23 protein-coding genes are annotated in these 24,532 nt (G+C 34.4%); 19 read left to right on the top strand and 4 right to left on the bottom strand.

The window, feature by feature from the left end:
- Positions 1 to 331: 331 nt before the first annotated feature.
- The 7 genes from COL05_RS03550 (at position 332) to COL05_RS03520 (ending at position 6,343) form a co-directional block, all read left to right on the top strand.
- Positions 332 to 1,279: a DNA-binding transcriptional repressor DeoR gene (locus COL05_RS03550; RefSeq protein WP_016717188.1), complete on the top strand. Its 948-nt coding sequence runs from the start codon at positions 332 to 334 to the stop codon at positions 1,277 to 1,279.
- 307 nt (positions 1,280 to 1,586) lie between these two features.
- A complete protein-coding gene (deoC, locus tag COL05_RS03545; RefSeq protein WP_001017446.1) occupies positions 1,587 to 2,258 on the top strand; it encodes a deoxyribose-phosphate aldolase in 672 nt (223 codons plus the stop codon).
- Between the two features lie 102 nt (positions 2,259 to 2,360).
- Entirely contained in the window at positions 2,361 to 3,542 is a 1,182-nt protein-coding gene (locus COL05_RS03540) for a NupC/NupG family nucleoside CNT transporter (protein ID WP_098667601.1), read from the top strand.
- 36 nt (positions 3,543 to 3,578) lie between these two features.
- Positions 3,579 to 4,880 carry a pyrimidine-nucleoside phosphorylase gene (locus tag COL05_RS03535; RefSeq protein ID WP_001983022.1) on the top strand — a complete coding sequence of 434 codons (1,302 nt, stop codon included), beginning with the start codon at positions 3,579 to 3,581 and terminating at the stop codon, positions 4,878 to 4,880.
- 33 nt (positions 4,881 to 4,913) lie between these two features.
- Positions 4,914 to 5,309: a cytidine deaminase gene (locus tag COL05_RS03530; RefSeq protein WP_098667600.1), complete on the top strand. Its 396-nt coding sequence runs from the start codon at positions 4,914 to 4,916 to the stop codon at positions 5,307 to 5,309.
- A gap of 143 nt (positions 5,310 to 5,452) precedes the next feature.
- The gene (locus COL05_RS03525) at positions 5,453 to 5,848 is read left to right on the top strand and encodes a DUF2871 domain-containing protein (RefSeq protein WP_098667599.1); all 396 of its coding nucleotides are present in this window, start codon (positions 5,453 to 5,455) and stop codon (positions 5,846 to 5,848) included.
- A 15-nt stretch (positions 5,849 to 5,863) separates the two neighbouring features.
- The gene (locus COL05_RS03520) at positions 5,864 to 6,343 is read left to right on the top strand and encodes a CcdC family protein (protein ID WP_098667598.1); all 480 of its coding nucleotides are present in this window, start codon (positions 5,864 to 5,866) and stop codon (positions 6,341 to 6,343) included.
- A gap of 47 nt (positions 6,344 to 6,390) precedes the next feature.
- Here the strand turns inward: COL05_RS03520 and COL05_RS03515 are convergent, their stop codons facing one another.
- Positions 6,391 to 6,621, bottom strand: a complete 231-nt coding sequence (locus tag COL05_RS03515; protein ID WP_098667597.1) for a DUF896 domain-containing protein — start codon at positions 6,619 to 6,621, stop codon at positions 6,391 to 6,393.
- 189 nt (positions 6,622 to 6,810) lie between these two features.
- Here COL05_RS03515 and COL05_RS03510 point away from each other — a divergent pair, with 189 nt between their 5' ends.
- Positions 6,811 to 8,094 carry an aminopeptidase P family protein gene (locus COL05_RS03510; RefSeq protein ID WP_098667596.1) on the top strand — a complete coding sequence of 428 codons (1,284 nt, stop codon included), beginning with the start codon at positions 6,811 to 6,813 and terminating at the stop codon, positions 8,092 to 8,094.
- A gap of 118 nt (positions 8,095 to 8,212) precedes the next feature.
- Entirely contained in the window at positions 8,213 to 9,868 is a 1,656-nt protein-coding gene (locus tag COL05_RS03505) for a multicopper oxidase family protein (RefSeq protein ID WP_098667595.1), read from the top strand.
- Positions 9,869 to 9,919: 51 nt separating this feature from the next.
- Here COL05_RS03505 and COL05_RS03500 read toward each other — a convergent pair whose 3' ends face one another.
- The gene (locus COL05_RS03500) at positions 9,920 to 10,465 is read right to left on the bottom strand and encodes a hypothetical protein (protein WP_098667594.1); all 546 of its coding nucleotides are present in this window, start codon (positions 10,463 to 10,465) and stop codon (positions 9,920 to 9,922) included.
- A 333-nt stretch (positions 10,466 to 10,798) separates the two neighbouring features.
- On the opposite strand from COL05_RS03500, the gene topB reads away from it, so the two are divergent.
- Together topB and COL05_RS03490 are read left to right on the top strand one after the other, a co-directional pair.
- Complete coding sequence (gene topB / locus COL05_RS03495) at positions 10,799 to 12,943, top strand: DNA topoisomerase III (protein WP_098667593.1); 2,145 nt, start codon at positions 10,799 to 10,801, stop codon at positions 12,941 to 12,943.
- Positions 12,944 to 13,290: 347 nt separating this feature from the next.
- Complete coding sequence (locus COL05_RS03490) at positions 13,291 to 14,538, top strand: DUF4153 domain-containing protein (protein ID WP_098667592.1); 1,248 nt, start codon at positions 13,291 to 13,293, stop codon at positions 14,536 to 14,538.
- A gap of 114 nt (positions 14,539 to 14,652) precedes the next feature.
- Here COL05_RS03490 and COL05_RS03485 read toward each other — a convergent pair whose 3' ends face one another.
- Positions 14,653 to 15,618 carry an arsenic resistance protein gene (locus COL05_RS03485; protein ID WP_098667591.1) on the bottom strand — a complete coding sequence of 322 codons (966 nt, stop codon included), beginning with the start codon at positions 15,616 to 15,618 and terminating at the stop codon, positions 14,653 to 14,655.
- Between the two features lie 294 nt (positions 15,619 to 15,912).
- Here COL05_RS03485 and COL05_RS03480 point away from each other — a divergent pair, with 294 nt between their 5' ends.
- The 5 genes from COL05_RS03480 (at position 15,913) to COL05_RS03460 (ending at position 21,340) form a co-directional block, all read left to right on the top strand.
- Positions 15,913 to 16,605, top strand: coding sequence for an FMN-dependent NADH-azoreductase (locus COL05_RS03480; RefSeq protein ID WP_098667590.1), 693 nt, complete (start codon positions 15,913 to 15,915; stop codon positions 16,603 to 16,605).
- A 239-nt stretch (positions 16,606 to 16,844) separates the two neighbouring features.
- Positions 16,845 to 18,203: a branched-chain amino acid transport system II carrier protein gene (gene brnQ, locus COL05_RS03475; protein ID WP_098667589.1), complete on the top strand. Its 1,359-nt coding sequence runs from the start codon at positions 16,845 to 16,847 to the stop codon at positions 18,201 to 18,203.
- Between the two features lie 83 nt (positions 18,204 to 18,286).
- Positions 18,287 to 18,706 carry a VOC family protein gene (locus COL05_RS03470; protein WP_098667588.1) on the top strand — a complete coding sequence of 140 codons (420 nt, stop codon included), beginning with the start codon at positions 18,287 to 18,289 and terminating at the stop codon, positions 18,704 to 18,706.
- A gap of 329 nt (positions 18,707 to 19,035) precedes the next feature.
- A complete protein-coding gene (locus tag COL05_RS03465; RefSeq protein ID WP_142337335.1) occupies positions 19,036 to 20,685 on the top strand; it encodes a copper resistance CopC/CopD family protein in 1,650 nt (549 codons plus the stop codon).
- 34 nt (positions 20,686 to 20,719) lie between these two features.
- Positions 20,720 to 21,340, top strand: coding sequence for a YcnI family copper-binding membrane protein (locus COL05_RS03460; RefSeq protein WP_098667587.1), 621 nt, complete (start codon positions 20,720 to 20,722; stop codon positions 21,338 to 21,340).
- A gap of 42 nt (positions 21,341 to 21,382) precedes the next feature.
- Here the strand turns inward: COL05_RS03460 and COL05_RS03455 are convergent, their stop codons facing one another.
- The gene (locus tag COL05_RS03455) at positions 21,383 to 22,288 is read right to left on the bottom strand and encodes a DMT family transporter (protein ID WP_098667586.1); all 906 of its coding nucleotides are present in this window, start codon (positions 22,286 to 22,288) and stop codon (positions 21,383 to 21,385) included.
- A 97-nt stretch (positions 22,289 to 22,385) separates the two neighbouring features.
- Here COL05_RS03455 and COL05_RS03450 point away from each other — a divergent pair, with 97 nt between their 5' ends.
- The 3 genes from COL05_RS03450 (at position 22,386) to COL05_RS03440 (ending at position 24,529) form a co-directional block, all read left to right on the top strand.
- A complete protein-coding gene (locus COL05_RS03450; protein ID WP_098667585.1) occupies positions 22,386 to 23,255 on the top strand; it encodes a LysR family transcriptional regulator in 870 nt (289 codons plus the stop codon).
- A 120-nt stretch (positions 23,256 to 23,375) separates the two neighbouring features.
- Positions 23,376 to 23,807 carry an Rrf2 family transcriptional regulator gene (locus COL05_RS03445; RefSeq protein WP_000704076.1) on the top strand — a complete coding sequence of 144 codons (432 nt, stop codon included), beginning with the start codon at positions 23,376 to 23,378 and terminating at the stop codon, positions 23,805 to 23,807.
- 71 nt (positions 23,808 to 23,878) lie between these two features.
- Positions 23,879 to 24,529, top strand: coding sequence for a DsbA family oxidoreductase (locus COL05_RS03440; RefSeq protein ID WP_098667584.1), 651 nt, complete (start codon positions 23,879 to 23,881; stop codon positions 24,527 to 24,529).
- Positions 24,530 to 24,532 lie beyond the last annotated feature (3 nt).

Here is a 24,532-nt window from a genome sequence, read left to right as displayed (position 1 = left end):
CTAATTAAAGTTTCACTTTATTCCACAACTACTATTTTACAATTGATTTCACCCGCTCATACTGAGTATATACACATATCTAATTTGAACTTTAAAAATGACTTTCTCAATAACCTGACCGGTTTGCTTTATAAGAAAAAATCTTGCATTATGGTGGCGGGATGATAGCCAGTAGGGGATGGATAAAAACCATTGATTAAAGTTTCATTTTAAATACTAAGTGTAGTAGAAGCTCAGTTAGATAAAATTCGGTAGTCGAATTTTTTTGCATAAAGCTGTATAATGCTTGTAACGAAAAGGAAATACAGGAAAGGATATGTAGCGAGTTACTATGGATAAAGATAAACAACAATTAAGTGTTGAAGTTGCAAGATTATATTATCAATCAGATTATAGTCAGCAAGAAATTGCTAATAAATTAAATATTTCAAGACCGACTATCTCTAGATTATTAAAGTACGCAAAAGAAAAAGGATTTGTTCAAATTAGCATAGCCGATCCATTTGCTGATTTAGATAACGTTGGCAATTTACTGAAAGAAAAGTACAACTTGTTAGAGGCACATGTCGTATTTTCACCAGTGCCAGAATATGCAACGATTACAGAGTATATTAGTAAATATGCAGCAGAGTATATGGAAAAAACGGTTAAAAACGGGGATATCGTTGGTGTAAGCTGGGGAATGACGATGTATGAAATCGCTAGAAAAATCGTACCGCAACATGTAAAAGGTGTAGAAGTTGTTCAGTTAAAAGGTGGTATTAGTCATTCTAGTGTAAATACATATGCGAATGAAACAATCGCTTTATTTGCAGATGCTTTTCAAACGACGCCAAGAAATCTACCTCTTCCAGTTATATTTGATAACGCGGTGACAAAAGAATTAGTAGAGCAGGATCGACATATTCATCACATTATCGAAATGGGGAAACAAGCGAATATTGCAATTTTTACTGTAGGAACAGTGCGAGATGAAGCGCTATTATTCCGATTAGGTTATTTCGATAAGGATGAAACAAGTTTACTCAAAAAACAATCGGTCGGTGACATTTGTTCACGATTCTTTGATGGGGACGGAAATATTAGTAGTGAAGAAATTAATAAGCGGACCATTGGAATTGAGTTAGAGGAACTGAAATTAAAGAAACGTTCTATTTTAGTTGCTGGTGGTAATAGAAAAATAAAAGCAATTGATGGTGCGTTACGTGGCGGATATGCAAATGTATTAATTATCGATCAGCATACAGCAAAGGAATTGTTACATTATCAAAAAGATTAGAAATAAAAGGCTTTCTCAAGATATTAATTTTGAGAAAGCCTTTTATTTTGTTATGTATGAATTATGGGGTGCTTTTTGAATACAAATTGCCTTTTTTAAAATAATTATGGATATTGAGATACATACTACCATTGTTAATATAAAAGTTTTGATTTTAAATAGGAAGTGTTTCTTAGTTAGAATGAGCTTTATTTACTACAGGAAAATTCCCTTTTTAAAAAAAATGAACAAAATTTCAAAAGTGTATTTACATTTGTTCAACTAAGAGTTAGAATGAAGTTGTTAAAAGATATGAGGAGTGAAGATAATGAACATTGCAAAGTTAATTGACCATACAATTTTAAAAGCTAATACTACTAAAGAAGATGTTATGAAAGTAATCGAAGAAGCAAAGGAATATAAATTCGCTTCTGTTTGCATTAATCCTACATGGGTGAAGCTAGCTGCTGAAGAATTAGCTGGACATGATGTAGATGTTTGTACTGTAATCGGTTTCCCATTAGGAGCAAGCACGACTGAAACAAAAGCTTTCGAAACAAAAGATGCGATCGCAAAAGGTGCAACTGAAGTTGATATGGTAATCAACGTAGGCGCTTTAAAAGATGGCGACAACGAACTTGTTGAAAAAGACATTTATGAAGTAGTACAAGCAGCAAAAGGAAAAGCTCTTGTAAAAGTAATCATTGAAACTTGTCTATTAACAGATGAAGAGAAAGTACGCGCTTGTGAATTATCAGTAAAAGCTGGTGCTGACTTCGTAAAAACTTCAACTGGATTCTCAACTGGCGGAGCAACTGCTGAAGATATCGCATTAATGCGTAAAACAGTAGGACCAAACGTTGGTGTAAAAGCATCTGGTGGCGTTCGTACACGTGAAGATGCAGAAAAAATGGTAGCTGCTGGAGCTTCTCGTGTTGGAGCAAGTGCTAGTGTTGCAATCGTATTAAATGATGCAAAAGGTGCTACAGATAACTACTAATCATTAATGAAGTCAAAAGCGATAGATACACAAAGCAAAGTGTATCTATTGCTTTAATAATTGAAAAAAATGTAAGCGGATACGAATGGGAGGAGACGGCTTATGAAATACTTAATCGGTGTTTTAGGCCTCGTATTGATTTTAGGTATCGCTTGGCTTGCTAGTAATGATAGAAAAAAAGTCAAATATCGCCCAATCATAACGATGGTTATATTACAATTCATTTTGGGATTTTTATTATTAAATACAAGTGTAGGGAATATATTAATTAGCGGAATAGCAGATGGTTTTGGAGAGTTATTAAAATATGCTGCTGACGGTGTGAATTTTGTATTTGGTGGATTAGTAAATCAAAAAGAGTTTTCGTTCTTTTTAAGTGTATTAATGCCAATCGTATTTATCTCAGCACTAATAGGTATATTGCAACACATTAAAGTATTACCTATTATTGTGAAATCTATCGGTCTAGCATTAAGTAAAGTAAATGGAATGGGGAAACTAGAATCATATAATGCTGTTGCTTCTGCGATTTTAGGACAATCTGAAGTGTTTATTTCAGTTAAGAAACAACTAGGATTATTGCCAGAGAAACGAATGTATACATTATGTGCATCTGCAATGTCTACCGTTTCAATGTCTATCGTTGGATCGTATATGGTGTTATTAAAACCACAATATGTTGTAACCGCTTTAGTGCTTAACTTATTCGGTGGTTTCATCATTGCTTCTATCATTAACCCGTATGAAGTTACTGAAGAAGAAGATATGTTAGAAGTACAAGAAGAAGAGAAAAAGACTTTCTTTGAAGTATTAGGGGAATACATTATAGACGGATTTAAAGTTGCGATTACAGTGGCAGCTATGTTAGTTGGTTTCGTCGCTCTTATCGCATTTATTAATGCAGTATTTAAAGGTGTAATCGGTATTTCATTCCAAGAAATTCTTGGTTATATATTTGCACCATTTGCATTTATTATGGGTGTACCTTGGCATGAAGCTATTAATGCCGGAAATATTATGGCAACAAAATTAGTATCAAATGAATTTGTCGCTATGACAGATTTAGCACAAGGAAACTTTAATTTCTCAGATAGAACGACAGCGATTATATCTGTATTCTTAGTTTCATTTGCAAACTTCTCTTCAATTGGAATTATTGCAGGGGCAGTTAAGAGTTTAAATGAAAAACAAGGGAATGTAGTCGCAAGATTCGGTCTGAAATTACTGTTCGGTGCAACATTAGTAAGTTTCTTATCAGCAACAATCGTTGGCTTATTATTTTAATAGATTCATATCATATAAAAAGGAATGATGATTGTAATGAGAATGGTAGATATTATTGCAAAAAAACGTGATGGCAAAGAATTAACGACTGAAGAAATCAAATTCTTTATTAATGGATATACAGACGGAAGTATTCCTGATTATCAAGTGAGTGCACTTGCAATGGCAATCTTCTTTAAAGATATGACAGATCGCGAACGTGCAGATTTAACGATGGCAATGGTAGAGTCTGGAGAAACAATCGATTTATCAGCAATTGAAGGAATTAAAGTAGACAAACATTCAACTGGTGGTGTTGGTGATACAACAACATTAGTATTAGGACCATTAGTAGCTGCTTTAGATGTACCAGTAGCAAAAATGTCTGGTCGTGGTTTAGGACATACAGGCGGAACAATTGACAAATTAGAAGCGGTAGAAGGATTCCACGTTGAAATTACGAAAGAGCAGTTCATTGATATTGTAAACCGTGACAAAGTAGCTGTTATTGGACAAACAGGAAACTTAACACCTGCAGATAAAAAGATTTATGCATTACGCGATGTAACAGGAACAGTAAACTCAATTCCTTTAATTGCAAGTTCAATTATGAGTAAAAAAATTGCAGCTGGTGCAGATGCAATCGTACTTGATGTAAAAACAGGTGCTGGCGCATTTATGAAAACAGAAGAAGATGCAAAAGAATTAGCACATGCGATGGTACGTATCGGAAATAATGTAGGACGTCAAACTATGGCTGTTATTTCAGATATGTCACAACCGCTTGGATTTGCGATTGGTAATGCTTTAGAAGTGAAAGAAGCGATTGATACGTTAAAAGGTGAAGGTCCAGAAGATTTAACAGAATTAGTACTCGTATTAGGAAGTCAAATGGTCGTACTTGCGAAAAAAGCAAATACATTAGAAGAAGCGCGTGAAATGTTAATTGAAGTGATGAAAAACGGAAAAGCAACAGAGAAGTTTAAAGAGTTCTTAAGCAATCAAGGTGGAGATAGCTCAATTGTAGACAATCCAGAAAAAATGCCACAGGCGAAGTATGTAATTGATGTACCTGCAAAAACTTCAGGTGTTATTTCTAACATTGTTGCAGATGAAATCGGTATCGCAGCTATGTTACTAGGTGCTGGCCGTGCGACAAAAGAGGATGAAATCGATTTAGCAGTAGGATTAATGTTACGTAAAAAAGTTGGCGATGCAGTAAAAGAAGGCGAACCATTCGTAACAATCTACGCAAACCGTGAAAATGTAGAAGATGTAAAAGCAAAAATCTATGAGAACATTTCTATCGCTGAAACAGCAGTGGCTCCTAAATTAGTTCATACAGTGATTACTGACTAATCATAATTACACTTACTTTGAGGAGGAAATAATATGGATAAGAAAAAATATATCGAAGAAGCAAATAAGATGTTAGCAAAAGCATATATTCCGTATTCGAAATTCCCTGTTGGTGCAGCGTTAGTTACGAAAGAAGGTAAAATCTATACTGGCTGTAATATAGAAAATGCTTCTTACGGTTTATGTAACTGCGCAGAAAGAACGGCGATCTTTAAAGCGGTATCAGAAGGTGAGCGCGATTTTAGTTACTTAGTTATTACAGGCGAAACGGACGGACCGATTTCACCATGTGGTGCTTGTAGACAAGTAATTGCTGAATTCTGTGAACCGAAAATGCCTGTGTTACTAACGAATGTAAAAGGCGATGAAAAAGAAGTGACTGTTGAGCAATTACTGCCAGGTGCTTTTACAAATGATGATTTAAAATAAGTTGAAAGCCATTTTGCAATTAGTAATTGCGGAATGGCTTTTTGTTTGAAAAAAAGAATGTAATATTTTGTTCATATTCCGTTCATAAACTTCGCGTAAAATGAGTGCAGCGAATATGGAAAGTTTACAGCAGGAGGAATATAATGAAGAAATTATATAATGCGGCATTCATCTACTTAATTATCGGTTTATTATCAGGAGTTTTTGCAAGAGAGTATACGAAAGCACAAGGAATTAAAGGATCCACAATGTTGCAATTGGTGCATACACATGTATTAGTGCTCGGTTTCGTATTCTTTTTAATTGCTTTAGCTTTATGTAAAGTGTTTCATGTACAAGAAACAAAGAGCTTTTGTGCGTGGTTTGTTGTTTATAATGTAGGATTAATTTTTACTATTGCTACTATGTTATGGAGAGGTCTTCTACAAGTAAATGGAACTGACTTTAACGGTTTAAGCCATATGGCTGGATTAGGTCACGTTATTATAAGTATCGGGCTCGTTTGGTTTATGATTTTACTCAAAAAGTCTGTTAAATAGATAGGAGTGGAAAGTATGATAGCACTTTTATCAAGTATTGTAGCAGTTTGTATGGCTGTTGGGGTAATGTTTCTTCGCTTTAAAGCAGCGAAAAAGCCGATAACGAAAAAGAAAATTATATTACCGCCAATTTTTATGAGTACCGGCGCAATGATGTACTTCTTACCAGAGTTTCGATTAACATCGTTAGAAATGATAGAGGCGATTGGCATAGGACTTATTTTCTCTATATTTCTTATTAAAACAACGAAGTTTGAAATAAGAAATGAACATATATATATGAAACCTTCAAAAGCATTCATATTTATTTTAATCGGATTATTAGCTGTACGAGTGGCGTTAAAATCATATTTAAGCCAATCAATTGATTTGGCAGAGTTAAGCGGAATGTTTTTCTTACTCGCATTCGCGATGATTATATCGTGGAGAATTGCGATGTATCGCTCGTTTACTAAATTAGAAAAGACAATAAACAGAGCTGGAATTTCTATATAGGAAATCCAGCTCTGTTTATGTTTTATTGAAATTCTTTAGCTCGGAACTCATTTGCTTAATTTTAAACGTATTTGAGCATCTTGTAATGCGGCTGGTGTAACGTTATGACCATTTTGATCCACAATTTTTGTGTTTAATAAAATGGAATCTAAGCTTCCACGAAATGTTTTTGTATAGTTTTGACGTAGCATTTGTTGTTCTTGTTTTTCCTCAACTGTTAATCCAGATGCTTTTTCTTTTTTTGATAATTCGTTAATACGGAATAAAATGTTTTTCATTTGTTTCACCTCTAATTTGATTTAATTATATTAGTTACTTACTAATATATAGTTATTGTAACGCTTGATTTTTATTATGTCAATACCATCTAAAAGGTTAAAAATTGACGAAAAATTATAACAATAATAAAATAAATAACAGAGAACAATTAGTTTTACAAGCATACATAGAACGCTAGGGGGATTATCATGAAATCAACATTTTTTGCTCAAAATAGAGAACGATTAGTAAACACATTACCAGACGAATCTATTACTATTTTATTTGCGGGACAAGCACCTCATATGTCAGCGGATGCACATTATAAATTTGTGCCGAATCGAAATTTTTACTATGTAACAGGAATTGAGGAACCAAATGTTATTTTCATGTTGAAGAAGTTTGGAAATAGTGTAGAAGAAACACTTTTTATTGAAAAGTCAGATCCAGTAATGGAAAAGTGGGTCGGTAAAACAGTTTCTAACGAGGAAGCAGAGAAAATTTCAGGTATAAAGAAAGTTGTATATTTAGATAGCTTTGAAAAGACAATGTCAAATATACTTTTTACAGAAAATGTGAAGCATCTATATTTAGATTTAGAGCGTCGTGAGTGGAATGGTACAGAGACGAAAACATTAGCATTTGCTAAACATGTAAGAGAACAATATCCACACGTAACAATAGGTAATGTATATCCGAATATTTGTGAATTACGAGTGTTTAAAACAGAAGAAGAAATTGAAATCATTAAAGAAGCGATTGCTGTAACGAAAGAGGGCATTTACAACGTATTGAAGCATGCAAAAGCTGACATGGTGGAGTATGAATTAGAAGCTCAGTTTGATTTCAAATTGAAGTCATCTGGCATTAAGCATCATGCGTTCAATACAATTTTGGCAAGTGGAAAAAATGCTACAGTTCTTCATTATGAAGATAATGATGCGCAAATTCAAAATGGTGATTTAGTACTACTAGATTTAGGCGCTCAAAAAGACTACTATAACGCTGATATTAGTTATACATTCCCTGCAAATGGAACATTCTCTAGTCGCCAAAAACAAATGTATAATATTGTATTAAAAGCATTGAAAGAAACAACAAAACTCATCAAGCCAGGAGTAAAGTTTGCTGCATTAAATGAGCATACAAAAAAGGTACTAGCAGAAGAGTGTAAAGCAATTGGTTTAATTCAAGAAGACGAAGAGTTATCAAAATACTATTATCATGGTGTTAGCCATTTCCTTGGTTTAGATACGCATGATGTAGGAACATATAAAGATAGAGTGTTAGAAGAAGGTATGGTTATAACAATTGAACCTGGTCTTTATATTGAAGAAGAATCAATTGGAATTCGTATTGAAGATGATATTCTTGTAACGAAAGACGGATACGAAAACTTGTCAAAAGATATTATTAGAGAAGTTGAAGAGATTGAAGCGTTTATGAGAGAAAATAATGTAAATGTAAAAGAAGATGAAGTTGTTACGAAATAATAAGTAGAAAAGGTGCTCAATTTTGAGCACCTTTTTATTCTGTTCATTTTAAATCTCCATATTTTCTTGAAAATCATCTTCTATAATGATTTTGAAAAAGAAAAAGGAGGGATTTTCCATGAAGCGATTTGTGTTAACAGCAGTTACAGTCTCTGTCATATCTATAATTGCTGCATGTTCCGCGACCACAAATACAACAAACAATCATAAAAATATGAACGATAAAGGAACACCACAGACTGAAACAGTTGCAAAACCATTGAAAGTTGAAAAAGGACCAGAAGTTACTTTAATAGCGAAAGAAGAAAAGCAAAAATTAAGTAACGGTGTTATTGTTCCAGTCTGGACATTTAATGGCTCATCTCCTGGTCCAGAAATTCGGGTGAAAAAAGGCGAAAAGGTGAAAGTGACATTAAAAAATGAACTATCTGCACCAGTATCTATTCATTGGCATGGGTATCCTGTCCCAAATAATATGGATGGAATTCCAGGTGTGACGCAAGATGCGGTTGAATCTGGAAAAAGTTTCACCTATGAGTTTGAAGCGAACGTACCAGGAACGTATTGGTATCATTCACATCAAGATTCTGTAAATCAATTAGATAGAGGTTTGTATGGAGCGCTCATTGTAGAAGATACAAAGGAAAAATATGATGAAGATTATACATTAATGTTAGATGAATGGGTAACAGATAAAGAAGAGATTAATAAACAGTTAAAAGAAATGACAAAAGGAAAAACAGAAAAAGCAGATGGTAATAAATTTAGTAAGGATAATGAAAATACGAAAAAGAATGATGATAGGAACGACATGGATCATTCCGGTATGGACATGGGCAGTGATAAAAAAGACTCTAGTAATATGGCAGGAATGGACCATGGAAATATGAAGATGGAAGGTCATGATATGAGTATGTATGATTTATTCACAATCAATGGTAAAAGCGGGGATTTAGTAGAACCATTAAAAGTGAATAAGGGGGATAAAGTCCATCTTCGACTCGTTAATGTTGGTTATCTATCACACGATATACACGTTCACGGTCATGATATAAAAGTAATTGCGACAGATGGTCAACCAATAAACGATCCAAAAGTTATAAAGGATCAAGTAATTTCAATCGCACCTGGTGAACGTTATGATATTGAATTTACTGCTAATAATCCTGGGAAATGGTATGTTGAAGACCATTCAGCAAATAAAGGTGCAAAAGGAATGAAAGCTGTTATTGAATATGATGGCAGCAAAGAGATGAAAGACAAAGCAAACGAAAAAGAAAAACTACCGAAATTAGATATGACGAAATATGGTGCTAAAAAATTAGGTAGTTTCACGTTAGACCAGCAGTACACTGCCACATATAATATGGACTTGAATACGCAAATGAATGGAAATGAAATGGTATATACAATTAACGGAAAGGTATTTCCAGATATTGACCCGATTCCAGTAAAAAAGGGTGATTTAGTAAAATTAAAATTGGTAAATCGTTCTAAAATGGACGATCATCCGATGCATTTACATGGTCACTTCTTCCAGGTGTTGAGTAAAGATGGAAAACCGATAGAAGGTTCTCCATTTGTGAAAGATACTTTGAACCTAAAACCAGGTGAAGAATATGAAGTAGCCTTTGTAGCAGACAATCCGGGTGATTGGATGTTCCACTGTCATGATTTACACCATGCTTCCGCCGGGATGGTAACAGAAGTAAAATATACAGATTATAAATCTGATTATGTTCCAAACCCAAACATTCCTAATAAGCCAGAATAATATGAAGCAGTTATCCTATGGATAGCTGCTTATTCATTTTCGGTGCAAGAGTCAATGTATATGTTGATCATGCCCGGGTGAAGGTGTGGGAGTATGATTTGGGAAGGTCACGAATACGGCAACGATAATTACTACACTAATTGAAAGTAATAATAAAAAACGCCTTTGGATAAAAGCAGAAAAAGTTTCTGATAAAAGTTGAATTATACATGACATAGTTATTGTTATCGTAAGTAAAAGGCTAATAAACAGTATACTATGAGCTTGTTGAGCGTTTAACATTTCTGTAATCATTGCTCCCATCATACTTGCCATTAATCCAGAGAACATTCCTTCTAAAGCAGTATAAAGGTGAAAACGTAGACCGACTAAAAAACCGATACAACCACTAATTAATATAGCAAGTAAAGTAGAATAGAGTAATTCTCCTTTAAAAAGAATACCGAAATAAAAACCGATACTTAAACCGATACTCATGCTAAAAGACATAATAAATACCATATACTCCATTAGGGTACCCTTGCGTTTAGACATATATGATGTAATAAGAATCAAGATACAACAAAGTGTTAAGGCTATTAATGTGTAAGTGAACATTATGATACCTCCCTGTCCTATCATTCATTTCATCATATGTTCATATGGAGAGTTCTTATGCTTATTTATATCTGCAAATTATCTGCACAATTTCATAAAGGTAAGCAAGAAGGCTTCTGATTTTTTGGGGAAGGCTTTTTAATTATGAGCATGTGAATGTAAGAGTTAAATGAAGAGTTTCTATTGTGAAGCCATAAAGAATAAGCGTATAATATTATAGGTCTCCCATTTACGAGACAAACCGCGAATGATAAATAAGATTGTTCTTTTATCATCGCCTCTAAACAGATAGACAATGAAAGTAACACTGGAATACAGATAGGGAGTTATAAAATGAAATTAATTATTGCCGAGAAACCAGATCAAGGTTTGGCTCTTGTTTCACAGTTTAAATATCGCCGTAAAGATGGATATTTAGAAGTGGAAGCGAATGAGTTATTTCCAAATGGAGCGTACTGTACATGGGCAATTGGTCATTTGACGCAGTTATGTAATCCAGAACATTATCACGCTGAGTGGAAAAAATGGTCACTTAATACGTTACCGATGATTCCAGAGCGTTTTCAATTTGAAGTAACAAAGTCAAAGTATAAGCAATTTAACGTTGTGAAACAGCTGTTACATAATCCTCAGGTAACAGAAATTATTCACGCGGGCGATGCTGGGCGTGAAGGGGAATTAATCGTACGAAACATTATTAATCTTTGTAACGTGCAAAAGCCGATGAAGCGTCTTTGGATTTCATCTTTAACGAAACAAGCTATTTACCAAGGGTTTAAAAACTTGCTTGATGAATCAGATACAATCAATACGTACTATGAGGCATACACAAGGTCATGTGCGGACTGGGTCGTTGGTATGAATGCATCGCGTGTCTTTAGTATTTTGCTAAAGAAAAAAGGAATGAACGATGTATTTTCCGCTGGACGTGTACAAACACCGACACTCGCATTAATCGTAAAGCGTGAAAAAGAAATAGAAAACTTTAAGTCAGAGCCGTTTTGGGAAGTATTCGCAACCTTCAATATAGAAGGAAAGAAGTATGAGGGGAAATGGGAGAAAGATAGTGAATCCCGCTTAAAAGACCCTGATATGGCAAATAAAATTGCGGCATTTTGCCAAGGGAAACCAGCTGAAGTAAAGGAAATGAAAACGGAGCGTAAAGAGTTTCAGCCACCGCTTTTATTTAACTTATCGTCACTGCAAGCTACAGCAAATAAAGCATTCAAATTTTCACCGAAAAAGACGCTTGATATAACGCAAGCATTATATCAAAAAGGGATTGTCTCTTATCCTCGTTCAGATTCAAACTATGTGACACAAGGAGAGGCAGCAACGTTCCCTGATATTTTGCAGAAGTTAAGTCAGTTTGATGAATATAAAGGTTTATTACCCGCTCCGGTTGAATCAATTATGAATAATAAGCGTTATGTGAATGAAAAGAAAGTAACAGATCACTACGCCATTATTCCGACAGAGCAAGTTACAAACCCAAGCAGATTATCAGGTGATGAAAAGAAAATTTACGATATGATTGTAAGGAGACTGATTGCCGCTCACTATGAAGTTGCAATCTTTGATTATACGACGATTATAACGCTTGTAGATGAACGTGCTGAGTTCATTTCAAAAGGAAAACAGCAAATTCAAGAAGGTTGGCGTAAAGTTATTTTCCAAGATGATAAAGATGACGAAACAATTCTTCCAATTGTCGCTGAAGGTGAACAAGGGAAAGTTGTAAAAGTGAAAGTGAAAGAAGGAAAAACACAGCCACCGAAGCGTTATACAGAAGGACAACTTATTACGTTAATGAAAACGGCAGGTAAGTATTTAGAGAACGAAGAACTTGAGAAAGTATTAAAGAAAACAGAAGGTTTAGGTACAGAAGCAACTCGCGCTGGAATTATTACGATGCTAAAAGACCGTAAATATATAGATGTGAAGAAAAACCAAGTGTATGCAACCGATAAAGGGAAAGTATTAATTACCGCAATCGGTGATAAAATACTAGCTTCACCAGAAATGACAGCGAAATGGGAGCAGCGTCTTGCGGAAATCGGTGAAGGCACAGCATCACCAGCTACATTTATGGAGCAAACGAAAAAGCTATCAGCTAAAATTATTGAAGATGCGGTGGAAATGTCTGAGAAATGGGATTTCACTGGATTACATGTTGAATCGATTGAGCGAAAAGGATCGAAGTTTACAACAGGTAAAAAGGTTGGTAGCTGTAAAAAGTGTGATGGCGATGTGATTGATAAGTCAACGTTTTACGGTTGTTCTAACTACAACACAACGCAATGTGACTTTACCATCTCAAAGAAAATATTAAGTAAAACAATTTCGCAAAAGAACATGACAAAGCTCTTAAAAGGTGAAAAGACCGATTTAATTAAAGGCTTTAAAAAAGGCGAGAAAACATTTGATGCGAAGTTAGAGTGGAAAGATAATAAGATTAATTTTGTGTTTGAGAATTAAGTGGTTTTAACAAATAGAAGGTTAAGTTTGAAAAAGCATGACAAATTTATGTCATGCTTTTTTATTTTGTATGCTAGCGATAAAAAATATTTGAAAAGATAGTATTCAAATAGGACGTTTATATTATCTTGATCATTTTTTATAAAAAAGGAAAAAGTAATTAAGAGAAACTGTAAGTAGTTTATACTGATGTTTATGGAAGTATGCAATAAAAATATTATCTTAAAAAATAAAAATTTATTGTAAAACGATAAAATTTATATTAAAATCAAAATCATAATAAATAAGTGTGGTGCTTTTTATGGAAAAGGTAACAACTTTATTTTTTAATTAGAGGAGGTATAAATATGGGCATTAATAATTTAATTATTGAAAATATGGATAAACCTCATGAGTTGGAGAGAATGTATAGAAAAGACCCGAAAGCTTTTAAAAAGTCATTCTCACAAGCATGGGATGAAAAACCTGATTCTCAGGTTCTAGCTGCTTGGTATGAAAGATTGCATTTCAAGGAGACGGCAAAGAAAGAAAAAGTATCGTTGTTTCAAAAAGGTTTCTTATTCATGGGTATGTTAGCTATTCTAGCTGGGCTAAGCACCAGAATCATTTTCCACTTTGTTGAGCAGGAAGCAATTGCTCCAATTAACTTGGCTTTTGGTGTAATTCCCTTTATCGCTACTTATTTTATTTACAATAATACTCCGAAAAAAAGTATTATTTATTTCCTTGCAGCGTTGTTCCTAATTGCCGGATTTTATCTTAATATGTTGCCAGTAAATTATAAAGACAGTACCATCCTTGCTTATTTACATCTTCCTATATTTTTATGGGTCTTAGTAGGGCTTGCGTTTACAGGAAATGAATATTCAAAAGGCAGTACAAGATTAGCTTATATTAAATTTAATTTGGAATATTGCCTTCTCTATGCGAGCATGGCAGTGAGCGGAATGATACTAGCATTATTCACTATGCGATTATTTAGCTTTGTTGACTTGGATATAGGAGAGTTCTATTTTAGTAATGTTGTTTTATTTGGAGCTGCCGCCCTCGCTGTAGTGGCTGCATACTTAGTATCATTGAATCTTAAACTTGCTAAAAATATTACGCCATACATATCTAAAATTTTTAGTCCGCTTGTCTTGATCACATTGTTTATTTATCTTATAACGGTAATTTGGGTCGGGAAAAATCCATTCTTGGACCGTAATTTTCTAATGGCCTTTAACGGAATACTCCTTGGTGTATTGGCTGTTACTATATTTTCTATCGTTGAGAGTGACTCAGATGAGAAAAAGAGCATTTCAGATTATATAAATTTTGCCTTAATTGTTCTGGCACTTATTATTGACACTGTCGCATTGTCAGCCATCGTATTCAGACTTTCTTCTTACGGGATTACACCTAATAGACTTGCTGTTTTAGGTGTAAACATACTGATTTGGGCAAATCTCATTTGGATTATGTTCTCCTATACGCGTTTCTTGCAAAACAAATCAGGACTGACAGCTATCCAAGACGCCGTTACGAAATATTTGCCAATTTACGGACTTTGGGCAGCGTTCGTCATATTTACTTTTCCTTTAATATTTAATTAGAATGGATTTGTTAATAACGTGTCTAAAACGTATAAAATCCTTAGAGTCAATAATTATCGTTACTTCTATAATTTCTCGACGATAAAAAAACGTCCTAAAGTAGGACGTTTTTTGTTATGTGTATTGCTGTTTTTTCTTAATAAGCAACAACACCTGTGAAACACAAGTAAGTACTGGCAGTTCAATTAACGGTCCAATAACGAGTGCAAGTGCAATAAGAGGCTCGTCAGGAAAAGCTGTTACAGCGATAGCGAGTGCAACAGGTGAGTTTCTTGCTAAAGTTGTTAAGTTTAGACTTACTGTATCTTTATAAGATAAACGCATCATGCGTCCGATAAATTGCCCGAGTGCAAAATTAATGATGAAGAATAAAATAACGGGAATGAGTAATAGGAAAACGACATTCATATTTTGTAGTAAATATTTACCTTGTGATGCAAACATCGCTACGATTGCTAAACTTAAAAATACAATTTGTGCAGAGCTGAAAAACGGAATGAGTTTATTCTCTAGTGTTTCGGCTTTTTTCATTTTATTCATAATGAATTTTGTAGCGTGTGCAAGTACAAAGGGTAAGACGATAACGATAACGATACTTTCTACTAAAACAGAAAGCGCTACAGTCTTCATGACACCAGCAAATAAAAATAAATAAATGGGAAGAAGTAGTACTTGCAATATTAAATTTACAGGCAAAATTGTAGTAGAAAGTGCTACATTTCCTTTTGCTATTTCAGTAAAGATTAAGTACCAATCTGTACATGGAGTAACCATTAACATAATGAATCCAACCCAAAGTGCTGGATGATCTGAAAGAAATAGAGCTCCTAACCCCCAAGCTAGTAAAGGTGTCCATAAAAAGTTAATGGTGAGGCTCGTTCCAGCAAATTTTAAATTACGGAACCCATTTTTTATTTCTTTCAATGGAATGCTGAGGAATAATACATATAGCATGAAAAATAAGAAGGGGACAATAAATTGCTCTGCATACATATGTATCAAATTAAATTGTCCGATTACGATGCCGCATGTAACAGCAAAAAGAATAATAAAAGTTTGAATCTTTTCTATAGTGCTCATGAGTGAATCCTTTCTAAATATGAATTGCCCTCTCTACATCCATTATACAAACAATAAAGCTACAATGGGTGTATGAATTGTATTGTGATCATTATTTTTAACCCGAGATATTATTTTTTAATTAAAGTTACTTGACTAAAGTAAGTAGATGTACTACAATCACTTACATAAGGTAATTAAATAACAAAAAGTTTCGGGTATCTTTACTTAAGATATCAATTGGAATTTTTTATTAGAATAAGAATTTTTATGATGATGAATAATGAATATGATAAGAAAGTTTAGGTGAAGAAAATGGGATTATTTAGCTCATTATTTGGTAAAAAAGAAGAAAATACAAAAGTAGAGGGGAATAAAACAATGTCAAAAGTATTATTTGTAAAAGCAAACGATCGTCCAGCGGAGCAAGCAGTTAGTTCAAGAATGTATGAAACATTTGTAAGTGCTTATAAAGAAGCCAACCCAAATACAGAAATTACAGAGTTAGATTTATTTGCATTAGATCTTCCGTATTACGGAAATATCGCTATTTCAGGTGGATATAAACGTAGTCAAGGAATGGAGTTAACAGCAGAAGAAGAGAAGGCTGTAGCAACGGTAGATCAATATTTAAATCAGTTTTTAGAAGCTGATAAAGTTGTATTTGCGTTCCCACTATGGAACTTCACAGTACCAGCGCCATTAATCACATATATTTCATACTTATCTCAAGCTGGAAAAACGTTTAAATATACAGCAAATGGCCCAGTAGGTTTAGCTGGTGATAAGAAGGTCGTTGTATTAGGTGCGCGTGGTTCAGATTACTCTTCAGAACAAATGGCTCCTATGGAAATGGCAGTTAATTATGTAACGAATGTGCTTGGATTCTGGGGAATTACAAATCCAGAGACTGTTGTAATTGAAGGGCACAATCAATATCCAGATCGTTCACAACAAATTATTGAAGAAGGTTTAGAGAACGTTAAAAAAGTAGCTGCGAAATTTTAATTCATGATAGTAAACGGAAAAACCAACATGGATGACCATGTTGGTTTTTTAGTCTATTTTTTGTGTTAAAAAATGTATATTTATAAAATAAAAGAAAAGTTTGAAAATAGTATTGCAAAATATTATATAGCAAACTATAATGAGTTCAAGAATAGTTGATAATCGAATTAAAAATTCAGAAAATTCAATTAGTTAAAAATGGAAAATGAGATAAAAAGGATCGGAATGGAGGTTATATTATGACGAACAAAGTACCGTTTTCGTTCATAGTAGTTATTGGATTAATGTTATTCGCACTATTTTTTGGAGCAGGAAATTTAATATTCCCGGCAATGCTTGGTCAATCAGCAGGAGAGAATGTATGGATTGCAAACGCTGGATTTTTAGTAACAGGTGTAGGTTTACCATTACTAGGTGTACTAGCATTTGGTTTTTCGGGTAAAGATGATTTACAGTCATTAGCAAGTCGGGCTCACCCAGTGTTCGGGATTGTGTTTACAACAGTTTTATACTTAGCAATCGGTCCGTTATTTGCAATACCAAGAACAGGAAATGTTTCTTATGAAATTGGTCTTAAGCCGTTTATGCCAGAGGGAGTAGGTTCTACACCTTTAATTCTTTTCACAATTGTATTTTTTAGCATCACTTGTTTTTTTTCGCTAAATCCTGCGAAAATTGTCGATATTGTTGGAAAAATCTTAACACCAATTAAGTTAACTTTTATCGGTATATTAGTAATCGTTGCTTTTATACATCCGATTGGAGATATGCAAGCACCAGTGGAAGCTTATACATCACATGCATTCTTTAAAGGGTTCCAAGAAGGATACTTAACAATGGACACACTTGCATCATTCGTATTTGGAATCATCATCATTAATGCAATTAAAGAAAAAGGTGCGAAAACGAAAACACAGATTATGATCGTTTGTGCAAAAGCGACAATCATTGCAGCATCTATTTTAGCAATTATCTATACAGCCCTTTCTTATATGGGTGCTTCAAGTGTTGCAAAGCTTGGACATTTAGAGAATGGTGGAGAAGTATTAGCGAAAGTTTCTAACTACTATTTCGGATCATATGGTGGAGTATTATTAGGATTAATGATCACAGTAGCGTGTTTAACAACTAGTGTGGGACTTGTATCAGCATGTTCTTCATTCTTCCATAAGTTATTCCCAAATGTCCCTTACAAAGCAATTGCCATCACGCTATGTGTATTTAGTGCAATTGTTGCAAACGTAGGATTAACACAATTAATCGCAGTTTCTGTTCCAGTATTAACAGCAATCTATCCACTAGCAATCGTATTGATTTTCTTAACATTCTTCCATTCATTATTCAAAGGAAGAGCTGAAGTTTACCAAGTGAGCTTAATCGTAACATTTATTATCAGCTTATTTGATGGATTAAGTGCAGCTGGCGTTAACATTGAAGTAGTAAGCCAAGTGTTCACTAAATTCCTTCCGATGCAAGAAGTAGGATTAGGTTGGATCTTCCCAGCGATTATCGGTGGATTTATCGGATACGGCATTAGCGCTTTAAAAGGGAAAAATCAAGTTCAACCAGCAACTAGTGCGAATAAGAAAATAGGTTAAATAAAAAAGTTATAGAACTTGTTTCTATAACTTTTTTTGTTACTATTAATAATGAAAGAAAATAAAGTTGTAGGGGAAATAAAATGAAAAAAACAATTGATCATATCGGCATCGCAGTTCGAGATATAGATAGTACGATACGTTTTTATGAAAATGTGTTGTTAGGAACTTTAATAGATCGTTACGTAAGTGAAGCTCTTGGTGTTGAAAGCGAAGTAGCCATTCTTGAAGTGGATGGAGATAGAATTGAATTACTTGCACCGACGAATAATACGACATCTCCAATAGCACGCTTTATTAAACAAAAAGGCAAAGGTGTTCATCACGTCGCATATCGTGTCGATGATTTAGATGTGGCTCTAGAAGAGTTAAAAGAACAAGGTATTCGAACGTTAGAGCATACGCTTCGAATTAATAAACACGGCAGAAGATTAATCTATCTTAATCCAGCGGATACAGAGGGAACAATCATAGAGTATTGTGATTATCCAGAAGAGAAGTAAAGAAATTTTATGATGGAAGAAGGGTATTGCGTAAAAGCGTAATGCCTTTTTTTATTTATGAATTTCACATTTTCTTCACAAATCATTCACGATAACTTTTCTTCTTCAGGAACTTACATAAATATATTTTATGATATAATAACAATCTGCTTTAAAAATGTAAGTTGTATCTATGAAGGTAGTTACTATTGTATTAGAAGTTTAGAGGTGAGGGAGAAATAAAGAGTTACACTGTATAAAAATTTATATTTAATCAGGTTAATATTTCGGTGGAGAATCGAACTTAGGAAGGTAAGAGGAAATATAGTGATGAGGAAGAAAGAAGTGAAATGATTGTGAAAGTAATGAAAAGGTTAGGGACAGGGCTATTACTTGCGTGTGTGCTTATCATATGGATACCAAAAAGTGCATCTGCTCATGCGTATATTGTGAAATCAAACCCTGCTGAAAATGAAACGTTGAAGAAAGCACCAGCAGTTGTGAAAATTGAATTCGATGAGGACATACAAGTCTCAAGTTTTAATACATTATACGTGAGAGATACATCAGGTAAAAGGGTCGATTTAAAAGATGCTCATATTGATAAAAAAAATAAAAAGCTATTAGAAGCTGGATTAAAAGAGAATCTCAAAAATGGTCTCTACTCTATTCAGTGGAAAGTAATTTCTGCTGACGGCCATCCTATTCAAGGAGTTATTCCGTTCCGAATTGGATTAGCGGAAGCTGGAGCAGACGATGTACAAGTAGAAGAGATGGGGTATGTCCCGCAAATCGATATGATTATGGAGCGTGGAGTTCTATATACAGGTTTCTCCTTATTTATAGGAGTGCTATTCTTTAATCTTATTATGTATAAAGGGAATGCAACATTGGTTCGATCAAGAAGTAAAAAAATAATATGGATTTCATTAATTGGCATATTCATTAGTTTACTATTCAATCTACCATTGCAAGCGAAAATAAATGCTGATGTTTCATGGCTAGAAGCATTTGATCTTTTACTATTAAAAGAAACGTTACAGCTTTCTGTTTTTAGTTATGTATGGCTCACTCAAATGGCTCTTATTAGTTTGCTTATAATTGTTACATATTTTGCGATGAAGTGTGAGAAGTTTTCATCGTTTAAAGTATGGAGCATTCCAATAGTATTGTTTATTGGGATCCTTGTTATGAAAGCATTTAATAGTCACGCATATGGTTTAAAGTTTAAAGAGATTGCTGTCGTTATGGATTTTCTGCATTTATTTGCAGCATCATTATGGATTGGCGGTCTATCATCCATTATTCTTCTATTACGTAAAGAGGATGACAAGTGGAGTATGTATTGGGATATGATTAAGCGTTTTTCACCATGTGCAACAGGTGCTGTCATCGTGATTTTAATAACAGGTCTTTTTAACAGTACATTCTTTATTCCGACAATCCACTCATTATTTGATACGAAGTATGGATTAGCTTTATTAGTAAAGATACTTTTATTCATTTTCATGGGGATATTGGGAATTGTTCATTATGTGAAAGGGAAAATGAGAGCGAAGCAAGGATTAGGCGCTACAGTGAAAGTAGAATTTATCATTGGAATTATCATTTTCGTAATCGTAGCTTTTATGACAAACATACAAACACCGCCGATGCCTCCTACTGGACCTTTTACTGAGAGTAAACAATTGGATAATGGATATGAAATGACGCTAAATGTAAGTCCTAATAAAGTAGGACAAAATATATTCCATATTACTTTAAAGGATGAGAACGGACAACCTGTTACCGATATGGAGCAAATTATTTTAACAACACAATCATTAGATATGAATATGGGAAAAGGTTCATTTAAAGCTTCCGCAGTTTCACCAGGAGAATACGAAGCAGAAGGTATGTATATTAACATGACAGGAAACTGGAGTATACAAGTGCATGGATTAACAAAATCTCTTGATAGTTTTGATACGGATTATAAATTTATAGTAGGCGGCAGATAAAGCAAAGGTATAGATAAAAAGGAGTTAATAGAAAATGAAACGAATAAAAAAATTGGGTACAACAATAATCGCAACAATAATTGCAATGGGGATTTTTTCATTACCTGTTAGTGCGCACGTTACTGTAAAGCCGGAAACTTCTGACGTTGGTTCTTGGGAGACTTACACGATAAAAGTACCAGTTGAAAAGAATGTAGCAACGACAAAAGTTACATTGAAAATGCCGTCTGGAGTAGAGTTCCAACAGTATGAACCAGTGCCAGGGTGGAAAGTGGAAGAGCAAAAAGATAATGCTGGAAAAGTGAAAACTGTAGTATGGGAAGCAACAGGAGATGGGATTTTACCCGGTCAGTTCCAGCGATTTACTTTCGTCGCTAAAAACCCTGATAAAGAACAAAAAATAGCTTGGGATGCATATCAACAATATAAAGACGGAGAAATTGTTGAATGGACAGGCGATGAAAAAGCTGAAAAACCACATTCACTTACTACAATCGCAAAAGGTACGTCAGTAACAGGAGAACATGGTGAAGTGTCTAATGTAGAAAAGAATGAAGGTACTAGTAATATGCAATTGATAGCCATTGCCCTATCTATTTTGGCGATTGTATCGTCAGTAGGGGCGTGTGTTTTTGTAGTGCGCCGTAAAAAGTAATATATGAAAAAGAGCCTACAAACAGTAGGCTCTTTCCCATATCTATTTCACTTCAACCTGCGGCCTTACAGCGAGTGTCTTCGGCTTTATATTTACGAAACAAATACTCACCACAATAAATAATAGTCCGATGAATAAGCTAATCGTAATGGCCTCATGTAAGAAAATTGAGCTTACAATAATAGCGATTAGTGGAATAAGAAATGTATAAGCCCCAACTTTACTTGCTTCACCAGCTCCAACAAGAGTAAAGTATGCAAGCCATCCCATTGCAATAACAAAGAATGAAATAAAGAGTAGTACGCTAATAAATGGTATACTCCAAGCGATACTAGACCAGCTTTCAAACTCTGATCCAAATCCAATTAAGCAGAATCCGCCAATAATAAGCTGCAGTGTTACCATCCAAATAGCATTAACGCGGTGCCCAGTCTTCTTAATAAATACTGTGCCAAGTGCCCAGCCAATCGCGCATCCTAACGCGAGAAGGATGCCGATAATAGAAATATGTCCAGTTAAACTACTAGAGCTAATCACACCTACGCCAATAAATCCGAGAACAAGCCCGAAAATTTTTAACCCGTACATAGATTCTTCAAGCCAAATCCATGAGAAAATGCCGAGTAAAACAGGTTGTAGAAATACGATGGCGGAAAATAATCCAGCAGGCATATATTGAAGACCTACAGTTTGTAATCCGTAAAATATAATGATGTTAAGTAAAGAAGAAATAACGTATAAATGCCAAGTTTCTTTTAAGTGTAACTCTTTGTATTTCGGTAATGCGAACAGGAGTAAAATGAATCCTCCAATTAAAGTTCGAACGCCTGCGAATAAAACGGGTGGTGTATAATGCAGGGCAAACTTAGATAAAGGCCAATTGATTCCCCACATGAAAACGAGAAAGGTAAGGATGATGGCCGTCTTAGTTCGAGAAAGCTGTGTCACGGTAAGACCTCCTTGTTGTTATTCATTTCACTATGATATGATATCGATTGTAATAAATAAAATGAATCTTTTTTATAAGGAGTATAAGTGATTAGTTATGACCATTACACAACTGCAAGTATTAATAAAAACTGTTGAGTTAGGTAGTTTTACGAAGGCAGCTCGGGTGTTAAATATGACGCAGCCAGCGGTAAGTCATGCGATTTCAAGTATCGAGTCAGAGTTAGGAGTTACGATTCTTATACGTGATAAACGAAAAGGGCTAATCGTTACAGATGTAGGAAACAGAATTCTTGTACATATTAGAGAGATTTTGAACGGTGTAGAGAAGATTGAACAAGAAGTTGCGATGGAGAAAGGACACGAAGTTGGGACGATTCGAATTGGGAGTTTTCCGAGTGCTTCGGCACATTTCTTACCGAAAATGATAAATCATTTTAAGGAGAAGTATCCGAACTTAGAAGTCGTTCTTTGTGAAGGGACGATTCAAGAAGTTGAAGATTGGTTAGTATCGAGGGTTATTGATATAGGAATTGTTATTTTGCCTAATAAAGAGATGGAGATTGTTCCATTAACGAAAGGGAAAATGGTTGTTATCTTAAGAGATGATCATCCTCTTTGTAAGAAGGTCTCTATTACAATTAGTGATTTAGAGAATGAACCGATTATATTATGTAAGGGTGGATACGAACCACCCATTATTGATATGTTTAAACAAGCTAACGTACCACTTCGGGCTGAGTATGTAATATCAACCGTTACTACAGCTTTAAACATGATTCAAGAAGGATTAGGTATTGCAATATTAGCCGAATTATCTTTAACAAATTTACCACAGAATGTGCAAACGAGAGAATTGGAACCACAAGTATGGAGAGAAATTGCTTTAGCTGTTCCTTCATTAAAGGATTCTTCAATCGCTGTGCAGCTATTTATTGAGGAATTTCAAGCGTTATTTACAGAATAAAAAGAGGTGTCTCATATATCATAATGGGACACTTTTTAATTTGTTTATAAAAAATCTATAAAAAGGATTGACTTATCTTTTTGTTGTAACTATAATGATTACATCGAGGTGGTGATTACGATGAAAATTAGTAGCCGCTTTTCTATAGCTGTTCATATTTTATCTATTTTGAAAAACAATCCATCTTCACTTTGTACTTCAGACTATATGGCTGAAAGTGTAAACACAAATCCAGTAGTCATTCGCAAAATCATGTCGTACTTGAAACAAGCGGGTTTTGTATATGTAAATCGCGGTCCAGGTGGTGCGGGATTATTAAAGGATTTACATGAAATTACATTGTTAGATGTGTATCATGCAGTGAATGTAGTGGAAGAAGACAAGTTATTTCATATTCACGAGCAACCGAATCCAGATTGTCCAATTGGAGCAAATATTCAAGCTGTATTAGAAGTTATATTAATACAAGCACAATCTGCGATGGAAGAAGTTTTGAGAAATATTACGATGGGGCAGTTGTTTGAAACTTTGCAAGAAAAAATGAATGCTTAAAGCATATTTATATTTTTTTATAATTAATGTAACTGAAATGATTACAACAATAAAGGTAAGGTGTAAAAGTTATGACTGTAAAAATGAAAGTATACTCAGATTTTATATGTCCATTTTGTTTTTTAGCAAAAGGTCCATTAGATGAAGTAGCGAAAGAGAATGATGTGGAGATTGAATGGATGCCATTTGAATTACGTCCAAGCCCATATTCAAAAATAGATCCATGGAATGAGCCAGAAAAATTAGGCTCATGGGATGCTTTCATTCTTCCAACTGCGAAGAAGTTAGGAATTGATATGCGTTTGCCGCGTGTTTCTCCGCATCCATATACACATTTAGCTTTCGAAGGATGTCAATTTGCGAAAGAACGTGGACTTGGAAATGAGTATCATCACCGCGTATTCACAGCATTTTTCCAAGAAGAGCAAAACATTGAAGATATCGATGTTTTAACAAAATTAGCGGTAGAAGTAGGTCTTCCTGAAGCCGAATTTAAAGATGCTTTAGTAACTCGTAAATATAAAGAAAAGCATGAAGAAGCGATTCAGCACGCATATGAGGAAGCGAATATTATGGCTGTTCCAACTGTCATGATTGGTGATGAAGTCATTCAAGGGCTTGCTAGTAAAGAAACGCTACAAAGAGTCATTGATAAAGAAATTAAAAAGGATAAAACAAATTCATTTGAAGGTATGCAATGTAATACAGATGGATATTGCTAATTC

It is taken from the genome of Bacillus sp. AFS059628 (assembly GCF_002571225.1).
GTDB lineage: Bacteria > Bacillota > Bacilli > Bacillales > Bacillaceae_G > Bacillus_A.
Note: the sequence above shows the minus strand (reverse complement) of the source record. Positions and strands in the feature narration are given on the sequence as shown.